Genomic DNA, 14,458 nt, shown 5'->3' on the forward strand with positions numbered 1-14,458 from the left:
ACGATTCGTTGGTATTAGTGGGAACGCAAACACAAAAGGAATTTATCTATTGGATTTCAAAAACAAACCCTAACGAATTATACGAATGAAAACAGCGGCTTGGGGCTAGACAAAAATATTGTAACTGCGCTTTTTAAGGATAGAGAAAATAATATTTGGGTATTATCGGAGAGCATGATCTTGCTTTTTAATCCTTTTACCAGGCAACATAAGGTAGTTAGATTAACCAATCCGTCAAATGGAAGCAGGTACAGTATATTCTATGATATGTGTGAAACGGCGAATGGTTATTGGATAGCTGCCTATGGTACCGGTCTTATTGAAACAGACAAGTCGATGAAATTAAAAAGGGTCATCTCTTCAGCCAATGGGTTGTCTAATAATGCGGTCTATAAAGTCTTTGCATTTCGGGACAGTATGGTGATAGTAACATCTAATAATGGCCTTTCTGTGATCAAACCCTATGAGAATAGTATTAAGAATTATTATCAAAGTGATGGTTTGCACTCCAACGCCTTTGAGAATTTCTGTGGATACCAGGATGAAAAGTTACTATATGCCGGTGGTGTAAATGGATTTACAGGTATTAACCCGGCAGCTTTTTCAATTAATTCAATCGCCCCCAAATTGTATTTTACTCAGATTCAGACGAAGACCAATTCTTCCTTGCTGGATACGAGTAGTTTGAGTATGGACCAGTTTTCGATTCCGCATAATTGGTTGCAGGCTACCATCTTTTTCGGGCCTTAATTACGCTAATCCCAAGCGGGTGACCTATCAATATAAGATCAAGGAGATTGATACGGGATGGAATAATATTGGTAACCGGAACTTTGTAACGCTTATTGGGCTTGCCCCGGGAGCTTACCATCTTCAGGTGATGGCTGCCAATGAAGATGATATTTGGTCGGCTCCTATTGAGCTCACGCTTCTCTTTCTCCCCAAATGGTATCAAACCTGGTGGTTTAAGGCCCTTATGGTCTTGCTGCTTATGAGTATCTTGTATACTCTGTACCGTTATCGATTGGCGCAAGTAAAGAAAGAACAGGCCATTCGGCAGCGGATTGCAGGCGACCTACATGATGATATTGGGAGTACGCTGAACAGTGTGAAAGTATTTGCCAACCTGGCTCTGATGAGACCGGAAGACAATAGCTCGTATCTGATACAGCTGAAAGAGGGTGTGCAAAGTGCTATTGTGGGGGTGCGGGACATGGTATGGGTATTGGACGATAAGCAGGATACGCTGGATCACCTGTTAAGCCGGATTGAACAATTTATCAGTCCACTTGCCGCTGCACAAGGCATTCAATTGGTGAAATCGATTGACCCATCACTGGCCGAAAGGATACTCGAAAAGGAAGAGAAACGTAACCTGTACCTTATTATCAAAGAAGCGCTTAATAATAGTATTAAATATGCCGAAGCCAGCACCCTCCAATTACTTATAACAAAATTACCGCATGATAAATACAGTATTACCATTCAAGACAACGGCAAAGGCTTCCATACAGAAACGGTTCAAAAGGGCAATGGATTGAATAACCTGCACTACCGGGCTCAACAAATAAAATACGGAATTGAGGTGGTCAGTTCCCACGGAAAAGGGACGACTATTATCCTAATTAAAAATTAGATCTGGAATATGCCGTTTTTGATGGCATAGAGTACGAGACCAACCCTGGTTTTGGCATTGAGCTTATCGAATAAAGCATCGCGGTAACCATCGATTGTACGTGGGCTTAAATGCATTTTATCGGCAATCTCCCGATAGGTGAGTTCGGTACAGGCCAGTTTCAGAAATTCAATCTCCCGATCGTTGAGGGAGATGAGTGGCTTGATGCTGTGGGTGTCATCCTCCAGGTTATTGAGCGCGTGGATCATTTTGCCTGTTACCATTTCAGAATAGTAGTAGCCTTTGCTGATCACAGAATCGAGGGCGCACTTAAATTCTTTGGGCTCTGTTTCTTTGAGTATATAACCCCGGGCGCCATTTTTCAACATGCGGATAATGGATTGCTCATTGTCGTACATAGAAAGGGCCAGTACGCGCATGTCGGGATGGTGTTGTTTTATCCACATGGTGGTTTCAAACCCATCCATTTCGGGCATATTGATGTCCATAAGCACCAGGTCGGGTATGGGATTTGTTTTTAGCTGGTCAATAAAATGCCGGCCATTATTGGCTTCCATCAGTACTGAGTAGCCGTCAAAATTTTTCACCATACTGGCCAGTCCATTGCGCAGTAAAATGTGGTCGTCGATCAATGCTACCCGGGTATTATTGTCTTGCATAGCATGCAGGTTTAGTGATTTGAAAATGGAAAGGTGATATGGATGGTCGTTTCGTTTTTCTGCAACTGATCTACATGCAGGCTGGCGCCAATCAACGCCGAGCGGCTATAGACCATGCTCATGAGCTTATCTGCTATATTGACTACCTGTTGTGCTTCCTGCTGCATTTCTTTATCGGTAATGGTGATCAGCAATACATCTTCCTGGCCCTGAACCTGTACAGCAATGAGTGAACTATTGCTGCGTTTAATAAAATACTGTATACCTTCTTGTACGATCCGGAAAAGCATCAACTCTTCATCCCTCGTCAATGGCCCGATAGCGCCCGTTACAGTATACAAGGGTGCCGCTGCCCTTTGTTTGGGCATATAGCCAAGTTCATAGTCAATCGATTTTAACAAGCCTACCCGGCCGATATGGTTGGGATCCAGATGCCTGGCCAGGTTTCGCAAGTCTTTAATCGCTTTGCCTATCAGTTGGTTACTGTTAAACGTTTTTTGAGCTACTTCTTCAGGCTTTGAAAAATCCAGGGTACCTAAATGTAATTTGGCCAGACTTAAAATTTGACCAATATTATCATGAATTTCCTGTATTGTATTTTTAGTGCCTGCTCTTGTATTTCAAGTTTCGTTTTGATGATCTCATGTTCGTGTATACTCCCCATTGTCTTTTCATTTGATACGAAGATGCGTTGTGTAATTTACTGAATTGGGTAGAGGTTTGACGGATGTCATCTAAATACCGTGTTTTATGGCAGCAAAAACGAGAAAAACACCTTTGGCATAAAAGGCTGAAATACCTGCTGTTGCAATAGATGACAGGAAAATTGGGGGCTGTATCAGTGTATCACACCCCGGCGGCCTGGTTTGCTATCAGGGGTAATTGGAGGGTAACGGTGGTGCCTGCGCCCAGGGTGCTGGCGATGGAAAAATGGGCGCCAAGGAGCTGGGCGCGTTTGTGCATATTGCGGATGCCCAACCCAAACTTACTGTTATCGCCGGCATTCAAAGGGGTAAGGTCGAACCCTATGCCATTGTCGTTGACTGCTATATTGAAGGTTTCGGGTTCATAGGAGATCATGACCAGGATGGTATTGGCCTTGGCATGTTTAATGATATTGTTGATGAGTTCCTGAACAATACGAAATATGATCAGCTCTTTTTGGGCTTCCAGTTTAACCGGCAACCCTTCGGTTTTCAAGCCTGTTGTATAGGCCCCGCTTTTACGGATCAATTCAAGTTCGTAGCCAATGGCTTGTACCAAGCCCATTTCGGACACATAATCGGTATTGAGGCTTTTTGATATATCCCGTAGGTCCTGGATGGCTTTGCCAATAAGCCCCTTTGAATCATCTATTTTTTGTAGCAACTGATCGGGTTGGCTTATATCCATTGTACCCAGGTTCAATTTGGCAAGGCTTAATACCTGCCCAATGTTATCATGTATTTCCTGCGAAATAGTTTGCAAGGTCTGCTCCTGTATTTCCAGTTGCGATTCGAGGAGGATCTGCTGAAAGCCGGTTTGCAGATCGGCTCTTTCCTTAATATAACGTTGATGGCGTTTCTGATAAAGGAAGATAAATGTTACTATAGCGGAGATAATCAGCAACAGAAATAAGGTGCTGACGATGACCGTGATAATTATATCTGTTGTGAGCGATTGCATCTGAAACCAATTATAAACAAGATACACATCATTGCAAATATAATATTATGCACTAGCCACAAAGAGGATGTATTGGGGTTTTTATTCTGGGAAAGCAGCCTGTAGCTTGAAAAAATAAAAAACACCCCCATAGTAAAGAAATAAGCCTGTTACAAACCAAAATGACCTGGTGGAGGTAATATTCTCCACCTCGGGTTTGTTTAACTTGGAGAAGTAATAGATAGAGGCATAAATGCTAATGAGTAATGCTACCAGGCTTGCGCTGCTGCTATTGTATGCTTCCAAATCTTCATACAATATCATTGCTAACAGTAACAGGGTAATAAAGAAAAAGAGCCTGTAGTATTGCCCCGGGCGGAAATTTTTGCTATGCCCTTTCCATTTTGCATGAAAGTACAGGGAGATGATGAGAAAGGAAATTAAGCTGTTGACCTGGTAAAGAAACAGGTTATTGGGTGGTTTTATAAACAGCATGATGTATTTACTCCATGCATTCAAGAGGACCTGTACCAATAAAAAAGCAAGGATATAAATATGCTCCCCAATTTCTTTTCTTTTCTGAACAGCACAAAGAAAAGAGCGATCAGGGGAGCTATGATATCCAGATAAGGAAGGATGTTATTTAAAATAGTAATTATCAAGCGGATACCTTTAATGAAGCTGGTGGCTGGTTGCCGGTAAAATGGGTAGCTTGTTTGGGTTCGATTTTTACCGTGCCGTCAGCCTTCAAGCAGGTTAAAGATATAAAAGGTTCCATTCCTTCGCCTTTGTTTTCTGCTTCTAGGTGTACAATAAACTGGTTCATGTTATTTAATACAAAGTCATTTTCATCTACCAGGGTGAAAAGTTCGGATTGCTCGATGGCGAATTGAGGTGTCTGGGTGCTCAGCCGGCTGCGATCTACAGTTGAAGGGGGATATCACCCGACCAGCCGGGAGGGGTTGGACATCCTAACTTGCCTTGTGCATTGGGAATAGGTTCGTCTCCACTGTATGCTTCTGCAAAGACATACATGTAGGCTTCTGTTTTCCGGGGTTTGATTAGGTTGACCAGCGAGAATACGACCAGGTCGCAATCTTTTGTTTTAATCAGATCCAAAAGTTCTTGGCGATTAAACGCGTAGGTAAGTGAAGTAGCCATAGGTTGAAAATTTTACTGTGAAAAATATAAGTTGCTACTTCGAAGATAGTGGGGAGCATGAACCTGGCGGATCGTCTAAAACACCGTTTTAGGGGGTCTTCATTGACGCATACAGGAGGAGATAAACACGGTAGGGATACCTGTTAATCACCCTGTACAAGCCAGGTGTTATAGGCCATTGCAAATATGGTAATGCTAAGTAATCGGTGCGGGCTGTTCCTGCCCTATCCATAGTTTTTGGTAAGCTGAGTTCCAATCATGTTTCCATCTCCTATGGCTCCAGAGCCACATATCGGGATGCTGGCGGATGGCCTTCTCGAGGAAGGTGATATAACGGCGGGTGAGTTCGCCTTCGGGCAGATCACGTGGATTGTCAGCGCCTACTTCGAGGTGGGCGCGATAGTAACCACGTTTTACTTTGTAGAGCTGGGCAAAGACGACAGGAATATTTCCGATGCGGGCGCCACTTTCAGGACCGCGTACAAAAGGCGTGGGGCGGCCAAAGAAATTGAGCCAGTAGGCTTTGGACACATCGCCTGGTGCCTGATCGGCTACGAGGGTGAGCATGTATTGTGTATTGCGGAAGGGTACGATGGCATTGCGCATGTCAGTGGCAGGTAGCATGACGGATCCGGTGCGCGTGCGCAGGTGCATGAATAAGCGGTCTACAGCCTTGTTCTTAATGGGCATGTAGACGACAATAAAAGTATAGGAGGTATAGAAAGGCATGGCTACATTGGCTACTTCCCAATTGAAATTGTGGCCCAGGTGAAGCTGGCACTTACGGCCTGTTTGCCAGATAGGCGTGAATACATCCTGATCGATCACAAACCGTTTGGTGATAAAGTTTTTGCTGGCCGACAATAACTTGATGGTTTCTATGAAATTGTCGACAAAGTTGTGGTAAAACCTTTTGCCGATGCGCCTGCGTTCGGCTTCCGTTTTTCAGGGAAGGCAACCCGGATATTGTCGAGCACTACTTTTTACGATAGCCAATTATATGCCAGGTAAGGCTAGCCAGGAAATCGGATAGGAGGTACAGCACCGGCATGGGAAGCAGTGACAAAAGATATAATGGAATGTATACGAGGTAATACATACTTATATTAACGATACGTAATACCGGTTATAACAGGCAAGGGGGTAAAAGGTTGAGCCTAGTTGACCCAATTCTTTTCATCCTGTACATGGTGCCTGAGCTCGATCTTGACCCTGAACTTATTGCGCAGGTGGCGGGCCAGTGCATCGGCTGCATATACACTACGGTGCTGACCGCCAGTACAGCCAAAACTGATCATGAGGCTTTCAAAGCCCCTGCGCATATAATCTTCTACGGAGATATCTACAATGTCGAATACGCTGTTGAGGTATTCGGGCATACGGGTTTGCTGTTCCAGAAAATCTTTCACGGGTTTATCACGGCCGGTTTGTTTTTTGAATTCATCCAGGCGACCGGGATTTAGGATACCTCGGCAATCAAATACAAAACCTCCGCCATTTTCGCTGTCGTCAACGGGTATCCCTCCTTTTTTATAAGAGAAGCTACTGACATGAACGGTCAATGGGGTTTCATCAGTGGCGGTTAAAGGAGTGAATCTTTCGATGATATCCTCCCCTACGCATATTTCAAGTACCCTCTTGAATTCAGGTACGGCGATACCCAGGCTTTGGTTGTCGATAAACCATTTGAGGTTATGTAGGGCTTGTGGTATGCTGGTAAGGAACTGGGCTTTGCGTTCAAACAAACCACGAAAGCCATAAGCCCCCAATACTTGTAACAAACGGATAAGTACATAACCGTTGTACTGGCTTTTGAAAATGCCTTTGTCGAGGGGCTGGCCAATGATGGATTCAAAAGAATCCATATAGTCATTGAGGAGGTTGGCTTTCCAGTCGTCTGGTAAATTGGCGCGTGCCTGCCATATCATACTGGCCGCATCGTATTGAGGAGCTCCGCGCATACCGCCCTGGTAGTCGATAAAGTGTACGGTATTATCGGGCTTTATCAGGATATTCCGGCTTTGGAAATCGCGGAACATAAAATATTTGTACTCTGTAAAGGTGAGGTAGGTACTCAAGGCTTCAAAATCATCGATCAGCTTTTGCTTGTCGTAAGGTTTCCGTAAAGCATCGAGGAAATAATATTTGAAATACAGGAGGTCGGCCAGGATGGCTTGCTTGCCAAATTCCTGATTGGTAAGGCAGCGGGTATAATCCAGTCCTTCGTGTCCTTTTACCTGTAAGAGCGCCAGTTGGTGCAGACTGTTGCGGAATAGGGCATATACGTCATCGCACAATCCTTCTCCTTCCAGCCGGTTCAATAAAGAAACATCACCAAAGTCTTCCTGCAGGTACAGGGTTTTGTCGTCACTAATGGCCAGAATTTCAGGAACTGGAAGGGCTTTTTCACCGAAGTGCTGGGAGAAATAGAAAAAGGTTTCATTTTCCGGAATATTGTTCCCATAGGTAGCAATGAAGGTTTTGCCGGCAGCATAGATCCGGAAATAGCGCCTGTCGGACCCCGACTGTGGCAGTACTTCCACCTGGTCGCAGGGTTGGCCGCTCCAGGAGGTATATAGGTCTTTGATGGATTCTATCGTGAATTGCATGTGGTGGTTGTGGTATATAGAGTAAAAATAATGTATGCAGGGCCGATCACAAAATATGTTGCCTAAGGAAACAATTCTTCTGCAATGGTTACTGCTTCGGGTTTACCTACATCAATGAATTTTGAATAGCTGTGGTCAAATCCTTTGATGGTGTGTTGCCGGGCCAGTTGCAAGTATACATCCACTATGGAGAATTTTCCTTCCTGGCTGATCAGCGGAAAAAGGGCAGGTGATACCAGGTGAATGCCGCTAAAGGCTTTGGGAATATGGGGGTAACCTGGCGGCTGATCTTTTCTTCACCGGTCTTGGTGTTCTGCCAGCCGCAGAGGGTATTGTTTTCATCAAACAAAAAGTACCGGGAGGTAACGCGGTTGGTAATGGCCAGTGTAGCCAGTGGCGCCTCGCGTTCATGAAAACGGATCATGGCGCCCAGGTCAAGATCGGTCAGTATATCGGCATTGATGATGACTACAGGTGTATCACCCAACAGGGGAATTGCTTTTTTAAGACCTCCACCAGTTTCCAGTACAGCGGCTGTTTCATCGCTGATGGTTACCTGGCTTCCCAGCCTTTGTTTTGCTCAATGGCCTGGATGATCTGATCGGCAAAATGATGCACATTGACCACTACCTGTTCAATGCCATATTGCTGTAAATACTCAATATTCCTTTGTAAAAGGGTTTTGCCATTGATCAGGGCGAGGGCCTTGGGATGTTGGTCGGTCCATGGTTTGAACCTGGTGCCCAGCCCTGCGGCGAAGATCATAGCCTGTTTGATAGTGCTCATACCTGTATAACGTATTTACAGCACAATATTTTGTACCAGTGATTGTTTGTAAGGATAATCAGTGTTGAAATGAAGGCCGCGGCTTTCTTTGCGGAAGTTGGCGCATTTAACGATCAGGTAGCTCACGGTGATCATGTTGCGCAATTCGCAAAGCTGAGGTGATAAGGTAGTGGCTTGGTACAGCGATTCCGTTTCTGTCCACAGCAGGTCCAGCCTTTTCATAGCCCGTTCCAAACGTGTATTGGTCCGTACGATCCCTACATAATCGCTCATGATCTGCTGTACCTCTTTGAGGCTTTGGGTAATAAGGATCATTTCTTTGGGATCGGTGGTGCCGGTAGCATTCCAGTCGGGTATGGCGCCTTCCCGCACGCCATCGGAGAGTGTGGAAAGTGTTTTGGTTTGTATCTTTTGGGTGGCATCCATGAAGCAGCGATGGGAAAATACCATGGCCTCCAGTAAGGAATTGCTGGCAAGGCGATTGGCACCATGCAGGCCGGTACTGGCGCATTCGCCTGCAGCATACAAATTGATGATGGAAGTGCGGCCCCATTCATCGGTTTTGATGCCACCACAGCTATAGTGGGCAGCGGGAGCCACGGGTATTAAATGCTTGGAAATATCAACACCGATGGATTTACATTTCTCATAGATATTGGGAAAATGCTCTATGAACTTATCCAGGGGCATGTGCCGTACATCCAGGAAAACATGTTCGGTACCGGTGATCTTCATTTCACTATCGATGGCGCGGGCTACAATATCACGGGCGCCAGGTCTTTGCGCTCATCATATCTTTCCATAAAGGCTTCACCATGCTTATTGCGCAGGATACCGCCATCGCCGCGTACGGCTTCGGTAATGAGGAATGACTGACCACGTACACCGGGTTCATACAAGGCGGTGGGATGGAACTGGATGAATTCCATGTTCTCAATGCGGCCTTTGGCGCGGTAAACCATGGCCACGCCATCGCCCGTAGCAATGTAAGGATTGGTGGTAGAGCGATATACCTGGCCATTGCCACCTGTAGCCAATAAAGTAATATTGGCCAGTATCTTTTCAATCTTATTGGTTTCTCGGTTCAGTACATATACACCGTAACACTCAATATCGGGGTTGATTTGGTAACCAGGTAGCCCAAATGGTGCTGGGTAATGAGGTCTACCACAAAGCAGTGTTTGATGACCTCTATGTTTTTGTAGGTAGCCAGGGCATCGAGTAAGGCCCTTTCCATTTCACGGCCGGTTACGTCTTTGTGGTGCAGGATGCGGAATTCGCTGTGGCCGCCTTCCCTGCCCAGTTTATAATCGCCATCGGCTTCTTTATCAAAACGGGCGCCCCAGTCGATGATCTCGCGGATGCGGTCGACGCCTTCTTTCACCACAATTTCTACTACGGCTTTATTGCAAAGGCCATCGCCTGCAATGAGGGTATCTTCAATATGTTTATCGAAACTGTCTTTCTCAAAATCTGTTACCCCGGCAATACCTCCCTGGGCATATTTGGTATTGGTTTCATCGGCCTGGGTTTTGGTCACTACCAATACTTTTTATCGGGGAATTGCTGGGCTGCCTTCAGGGCAAAAGTGAGGCCTGCAATACCGGAGCCTATAACTAAAAAGTCTGTTTGCATATCGTGCGGTTAGAATCGCCAAAATTATGGAAAAACTGAAGTCGGGAAGTCCGAAAGATCGTCCCGATAGCTATCGGGAGGAAAGTATGAGGTCGGAGATCTAAGGCTCGATGGCGGGCATCAGATCTCAGACCCCGGATTTTAATATTCTAATGTATAAGCAAATTTATCAGGGGTTTCCAACAGATCCAGGAGGTTGTACCGCAGGGTAACTGTTTTCTTGTCATCTGATAATTTGAGCAGGAATTGTCGGATTTCTTTACCGGCCTGGGCAATTTAATGGTAGTAGTGTAGAGGATCTCCATGCCACTGCTGCTCATCTTTTAGCCTGTTCCATTTCCGGGCGGGACAGGAGGGCCTTGTATTTTAATGAATTGGTCTTTTTACTGATGAAGCCATTCTTTACGACTACATCGAAAATACTGGCCAGGTCCTGCATATCGGGTTCTTTGGCTTCATCAATGATCAGGGTGGTATCGGCATTGGCTTTTTTCCGCCGCCAAAAATCCTTTGAATACATCTGATAATCCGGCCCCGCTATTGCCTTGACCTGCCATGAGCTTTTGGAGGTTGTCGTAACCCGAATAAGGGAAGTTCAGGTCCATCTTGAACAGTTTTTCCTTGATGTTCATTTGCATTTTCATGATACCGCCGGCCATCAATGCTTTTTGTTCGGGGGTAACATCTTTGGCGGAATCCAGCATGTCTTTCATGCGGATGGTGGTATCTATGGGTCTGTCCAAACCTTCTTTGGAAAGCTCTTCTTCCCCCGCAAACGATTGCATCATTTCAATCAGCTGGCTCATGTCCATTTTAGTAACATAGGTGCCGCTGCCATCTTCATTGATCACGATCTCTTCATTCACTTCATAGCAGCTGGCCAGGAAACCAAGGAAAACCAGGACAAGGACATATCTCATGAGCTTCATACACACTGTATTTGGGGACAAAATAGGCGTTTTATTCCACACTCAATTGGTACCATACGTTAAAAGTAGCCGTGTGCCGGGACGCTAATAAAATGAGTCCCATACCATTATTAAAGCAATTGGGCGCACCGCTCAGGTTCTCAATAGCAATGCTGGTGCGATGATCCGGTGTATAGACCTGGAGATAGGGATAATAGGCATTGGTATAGAAGGAGAGGGTAAGCCCATTTTGCGGATTGCGCAATACGCAGCAGGGGCTGCCTTCCTGTACTTCGAGCAAAAAGCAATTGTCGAGCTGCCGGTCATGCAGTAAAGTGGGTTCCAGGAAAGTAGCATCATACAGGGGCTGCCCGGTAGGAATGAGTTGCTCATTGAACTCCAACATGGTATGAGAACTGAATTGGAGCTCATAATCATTAATGGTGCTGCCGAGGGTAAAATAGGGATGCCAGCCATCGGCCAGGGGAATGGTATAATCGTCGAGGTTCTGCAGGGTGGTTTGCACCTGTAATACCCTGTTGGGATGTAGGGTATAGCGCACCTCGCACATATAATCAAAAGGATAGCCGGGGTCTTCGCGTTTATAATGATAACGGAAGGAGGCTGAGGCCGATTGGTCATCGGTAAATTGGTTCAGCAGGTTGAATGGTTTATTGGCCAGTAAGCCATGGATAGCGGTACCATCCATGAATTTGCGGCTGAACTCAAACTCCTGTTCCTCAAACTGGTATTTTCCGCCGGCAATACGGCATACAAAAGGTGAAAGCCGGGCACTCTTGTAGGAGGTGGTGATCCCTTGGTCTGCCTCCTCCTTGCTGGAATAATTGTCAATGACATTGAAACTTTTTCCGGCCAGGGGAATTTCAAAGGCATGCAATAGGGCGCCATAGGCAGGTAAAATAGCTACCATTGCTCCCGTTGCATTATCTTGCAGCCGCAATAACGATAAGTCGTTAGTCTTGTACCTGTCAATAGTAAAACGCATACATCAGTTAATAGGGGATTAAAATTAATTTTTTTGTAGTTATGATTGCAGACCAATTACGCCAGCAATTCCAGGAAAAGTACAATAATAATCCGTTGATCATTGCCGCACCCGGACGAGTGAACCTGATAGGAGAGCATACCGATTATAATGAAGGTTTTGTATTACCCGGGGCAGTAGACAAAAAGATGTATGTGGCCATGGCCGAAAACAACTCCGATACGGTCAATGTATATGCCAACCAGTTTAATGAAACCTACTCTTTTCAATTGCAGGGCATACAGCCAGTGGATGGTTGGATGAATTACCTGCTGGGGTAACGTTTCATATCCAGGATCGTGGTAAAACCCTGCGTGGTGTGGATGTGATTATTGATGGCGATGTGCCGGTAGGGGCGGGTATGAGTTCTTCGGCCGCATTAACTTCTGCCTACGGATTTGCTTTAAATGAAATATTTGACCTGGGCTTTAGCCGCATGGACCTGGCCTTTATTGGCCAGAAAACAGAACACACATTTGTGGGAGTAATGTGCGGTATTATGGACCAATTTGCCAGCCTGCATGGCAAGAAGGGGCATGTGATGAAGCTGGATTGTCGTAGCCTGGAGTATGAGTATATTCCTTTTGATTTTACCGATTACAATATTGTACTTGTCAATAGTATGGTAAGCCATTCCCTGGCAGGTTCTGAATACAATGTGCGCAGGCAGCAATGTGAGGAAGGGGTAGCTATTCTTAAAAAACATTACCCGGCTATTAACTCCCTGCGCGACGTAAGCCTGGAAGTATTGGGTTTGCACCAGCATGAGTTGCCGGCCATTGTTTATGACCGTTGCTGGTATGTGGTGAGCGAAGAAGTGCGGCTTACAAAGGGTTGTGCGGCTTTGCAAAAAGGCGATCTGATCACTTTTGGTCATATGATGAATGCTACGCACCAGGGATTGAGCAAGCAATACAGCGTAAGTTGTACCGAGCTTGATTTTCTGGCCGAGCGGGCGGGTTTTATTGAAGGGGTTGCCGGATCACGTATGATGGGTGGCGGCTTTGGCGGCTGTACCATCAATATTGTGAAGAAAGAAGCCGTAGAAAATTTCACTAATAAGATCCAGCAGTCATTTAACCAGTTGTTCAAAGTAGTGCCGCATGTGTATGTAACACAGATTGAGGACGGAGCCAAAGCGATATAGAGGAATACAGGAGACAGAATATTAAATACAGAAGCCTGAAGAAAGATATAAGAAAAGGGGAGCGGAAACGGTCCCCTTTTCTTTGTTACCACTGGTATAATGATAACCTTTTTGTTTTTCGTGGCTATTTACTTGCTTATTGTGGAGCAGCGTATTTTACGATATCAATACCTACCCCGTTAGGATCATAAACGGCGAAATGACGATCGCCCCAGGGTTCATCCCGGATGGGTACTGTAATGTTTACCCCCAGGTCTTTAATGCGTTTGTATTCACTGTCTACATCATCAACTTCAATTGTTAGGAACATGCCTTTCCCGTCAAAGGCAGGTTGGAAGATGGGCTGTTGGGAGGGATGGTTGGGCAACAGGAGGGCAAATTGAGCTTGTTGATCGGGCGTATGCATCAACACATAGAAATCATTTTCAAAGTTGACGCCAAAGTTTAGCACCCGCTGATAAAAGTCCTTGCTTTCGGCTAGTTTGGCGGTGATAACGCCTGCATTCAGTTTCATACTTGCTTTTTTATATTGCTAGAAGATTGAGTTGTTGGGGGCTGATTACTTTGCGTACAATGGGTGCCTGCCAGTGCAAATACCAGTGCCAGGGCAACCCAGGTGGAGAAACGCCTTTTCATATAGGTTGTTTTAGATTACGCCCATTTGTACCTGGACTACATTGTTTTCTTCCTGTTGAAAATCGATGTTGAGGTAAATTTCCCGGCATTCTTCCGTCATCGGTATCTTATTGGCGTCAATATGTTGCAGGATGTCGCCATAGGTTTGGGTCATGCCGGTCCAGGCTCCTTCATGCATGTGGGTTACGGCCTTGAAAGCTGGTAACTGCTTGATAGAGAAGCGGGAAGGTTTAAATTCTCCCTGTATTGGGATGGCAATGGTAAGGGTGAAAACATTATCGGGCTTTCCATCCATACCGTGGTATATCCAAAGGGGGCGCCACTGATCAGGGCATTGTTTTGTACGGCTTCGGCGCAAAGGTCTTTGACCACCGCACCAATGTACTGGTTGAGTTGGGGAATGGTTGTCTGATAGCTGCTGTAGAGCACCGTTACCGGGGATGTGTTTTAACATGCATATCGCTGTAGGTTTATTTGTTACAAAGCAACCACGGGGTAGTGACAACCCTATGTCAGTAGGGGTATAATTTTTAATAGAATAAAGCCGCAAAGGGGGCAGCAGGCGGTTTCAGTCGAAACCGTCAGGTAATGC

22 protein-coding genes and 1 pseudogene are annotated in these 14,458 nt (G+C 45.5%); 4 read left to right on the forward strand and 19 right to left on the reverse strand.

Annotated elements, in window-relative coordinates:
• Positions 1-99: 99 nt before the first annotated feature.
• Together RS881_RS03105 and RS881_RS03110 are read left to right on the forward strand one after the other, a co-directional pair.
• A complete protein-coding gene (locus RS881_RS03105) occupies positions 100-750 on the forward strand; it encodes a two-component regulator propeller domain-containing protein (RefSeq protein WP_315819745.1) in 651 nt (216 codons plus the stop codon).
• Entirely contained in the window at positions 716-1,636 is a 921-nt protein-coding gene (locus RS881_RS03110; RefSeq protein ID WP_315825012.1) for an ATP-binding protein, read from the forward strand. The genes RS881_RS03105 and RS881_RS03110 overlap by 35 nt, the downstream gene beginning before the upstream one ends.
• Here RS881_RS03110 and RS881_RS03115 read toward each other — a convergent pair.
• The 17 genes and pseudogenes from RS881_RS03115 to RS881_RS03190 all read right to left on the reverse strand — a co-directional run bounded on the left by RS881_RS03115 (position 1,633) and on the right by RS881_RS03190 (position 12,044).
• Positions 1,633-2,295, reverse strand: coding sequence for a response regulator (locus tag RS881_RS03115; RefSeq protein ID WP_315819746.1), 663 nt, complete (start codon positions 2,293-2,295; stop codon positions 1,633-1,635). The two genes, RS881_RS03110 and RS881_RS03115, sit on opposite strands and share 4 nt — an antisense overlap.
• Before the next feature lie 11 nt (positions 2,296-2,306).
• Positions 2,307-2,747 carry a sensor histidine kinase gene (locus RS881_RS03120; protein WP_315819747.1) on the reverse strand — a complete coding sequence of 147 codons (441 nt, stop codon included), beginning with the start codon at positions 2,745-2,747 and terminating at the stop codon, positions 2,307-2,309.
• Positions 2,748-2,777: 30 nt separating this feature from the next.
• Positions 2,778-2,888, reverse strand: a pseudogene (locus tag RS881_RS58955) (hypothetical protein); the annotation flags it as partial.
• A gap of 253 nt (positions 2,889-3,141) precedes the next feature.
• Positions 3,142-3,960 (reverse strand): sensor histidine kinase, encoded by an 819-nt coding sequence (locus RS881_RS03125; protein WP_315819748.1) that lies wholly within the window; start codon positions 3,958-3,960, stop codon positions 3,142-3,144.
• A gap of 81 nt (positions 3,961-4,041) precedes the next feature.
• Positions 4,042-4,473, reverse strand: a complete 432-nt coding sequence (locus tag RS881_RS03130; protein ID WP_315819749.1) for a hypothetical protein — start codon at positions 4,471-4,473, stop codon at positions 4,042-4,044.
• 387 nt (positions 4,474-4,860) lie between these two features.
• Complete coding sequence (locus RS881_RS03135) at positions 4,861-5,058, reverse strand: hypothetical protein (RefSeq protein WP_315819750.1); 198 nt, start codon at positions 5,056-5,058, stop codon at positions 4,861-4,863.
• A 237-nt stretch (positions 5,059-5,295) separates the two neighbouring features.
• Entirely contained in the window at positions 5,296-6,021 is a 726-nt protein-coding gene (locus RS881_RS03140) for a lysophospholipid acyltransferase family protein (protein ID WP_315825013.1), read from the reverse strand.
• A 236-nt stretch (positions 6,022-6,257) separates the two neighbouring features.
• Positions 6,258-7,709, reverse strand: a complete 1,452-nt coding sequence (locus RS881_RS03145; protein ID WP_315819751.1) for a RapZ C-terminal domain-containing protein — start codon at positions 7,707-7,709, stop codon at positions 6,258-6,260.
• 62 nt (positions 7,710-7,771) lie between these two features.
• A complete protein-coding gene (locus tag RS881_RS03150) occupies positions 7,772-7,894 on the reverse strand; it encodes a hypothetical protein (RefSeq protein ID WP_315819752.1) in 123 nt (40 codons plus the stop codon).
• Between the two features lie 26 nt (positions 7,895-7,920).
• Positions 7,921-8,196, reverse strand: coding sequence for a nucleotidyltransferase family protein (locus tag RS881_RS03155; RefSeq protein WP_315819753.1), 276 nt, complete (start codon positions 8,194-8,196; stop codon positions 7,921-7,923).
• Between the two features lie 65 nt (positions 8,197-8,261).
• Positions 8,262-8,495, reverse strand: coding sequence for an NTP transferase domain-containing protein (locus RS881_RS03160; RefSeq protein WP_315819754.1), 234 nt, complete (start codon positions 8,493-8,495; stop codon positions 8,262-8,264).
• Between the two features lie 15 nt (positions 8,496-8,510).
• Positions 8,511-9,230: an FAD-binding protein gene (locus tag RS881_RS03165; RefSeq protein ID WP_315819755.1), complete on the reverse strand. Its 720-nt coding sequence runs from the start codon at positions 9,228-9,230 to the stop codon at positions 8,511-8,513.
• A gap of 20 nt (positions 9,231-9,250) precedes the next feature.
• Positions 9,251-9,673: an FAD-binding protein gene (locus RS881_RS03170; RefSeq protein WP_315825014.1), complete on the reverse strand. Its 423-nt coding sequence runs from the start codon at positions 9,671-9,673 to the stop codon at positions 9,251-9,253.
• Positions 9,580-10,035 carry an FAD-binding protein gene (locus tag RS881_RS03175; protein ID WP_315819756.1) on the reverse strand — a complete coding sequence of 152 codons (456 nt, stop codon included), beginning with the start codon at positions 10,033-10,035 and terminating at the stop codon, positions 9,580-9,582. Before RS881_RS03175 ends, RS881_RS03170 begins: the two co-directional genes overlap by 94 nt.
• 411 nt (positions 10,036-10,446) lie before the next feature.
• Entirely contained in the window at positions 10,447-10,650 is a 204-nt protein-coding gene (locus tag RS881_RS03180; protein WP_315819757.1) for a hypothetical protein, read from the reverse strand.
• Positions 10,589-11,050: a hypothetical protein gene (locus tag RS881_RS03185; RefSeq protein ID WP_315819758.1), complete on the reverse strand. Its 462-nt coding sequence runs from the start codon at positions 11,048-11,050 to the stop codon at positions 10,589-10,591. The genes RS881_RS03180 and RS881_RS03185 overlap by 62 nt, the downstream gene beginning before the upstream one ends.
• A gap of 40 nt (positions 11,051-11,090) precedes the next feature.
• Complete coding sequence (locus tag RS881_RS03190) at positions 11,091-12,044, reverse strand: aldose 1-epimerase (RefSeq protein WP_315819759.1); 954 nt, start codon at positions 12,042-12,044, stop codon at positions 11,091-11,093.
• 41 nt (positions 12,045-12,085) lie between these two features.
• On the opposite strand from RS881_RS03190, the gene RS881_RS03195 reads away from it, so the two are divergent.
• A complete protein-coding gene (locus tag RS881_RS03195; protein WP_315819760.1) occupies positions 12,086-12,364 on the forward strand; it encodes a galactokinase family protein in 279 nt (92 codons plus the stop codon).
• The gene (gene galK, locus RS881_RS03200; protein ID WP_315819761.1) at positions 12,340-13,230 is read left to right on the forward strand and encodes a galactokinase; all 891 of its coding nucleotides are present in this window, start codon (positions 12,340-12,342) and stop codon (positions 13,228-13,230) included. The genes RS881_RS03195 and galK overlap by 25 nt, the downstream gene beginning before the upstream one ends.
• A gap of 136 nt (positions 13,231-13,366) precedes the next feature.
• Here the strand turns inward: galK and RS881_RS03205 are convergent, their stop codons facing one another.
• Both RS881_RS03205 and RS881_RS03210 read right to left on the reverse strand, forming a co-directional pair.
• Positions 13,367-13,744, reverse strand: coding sequence for a VOC family protein (locus tag RS881_RS03205; protein WP_315819762.1), 378 nt, complete (start codon positions 13,742-13,744; stop codon positions 13,367-13,369).
• A 132-nt stretch (positions 13,745-13,876) separates the two neighbouring features.
• The gene (locus tag RS881_RS03210; protein WP_315819763.1) at positions 13,877-14,161 is read right to left on the reverse strand and encodes a GyrI-like domain-containing protein; all 285 of its coding nucleotides are present in this window, start codon (positions 14,159-14,161) and stop codon (positions 13,877-13,879) included.
• Positions 14,162-14,458 lie beyond the last annotated feature (297 nt).

This window comes from Paraflavitalea speifideaquila, from assembly GCF_032395985.1.
GTDB lineage: Bacteria > Bacteroidota > Bacteroidia > Chitinophagales > Chitinophagaceae > Paraflavitalea > Paraflavitalea speifideaquila.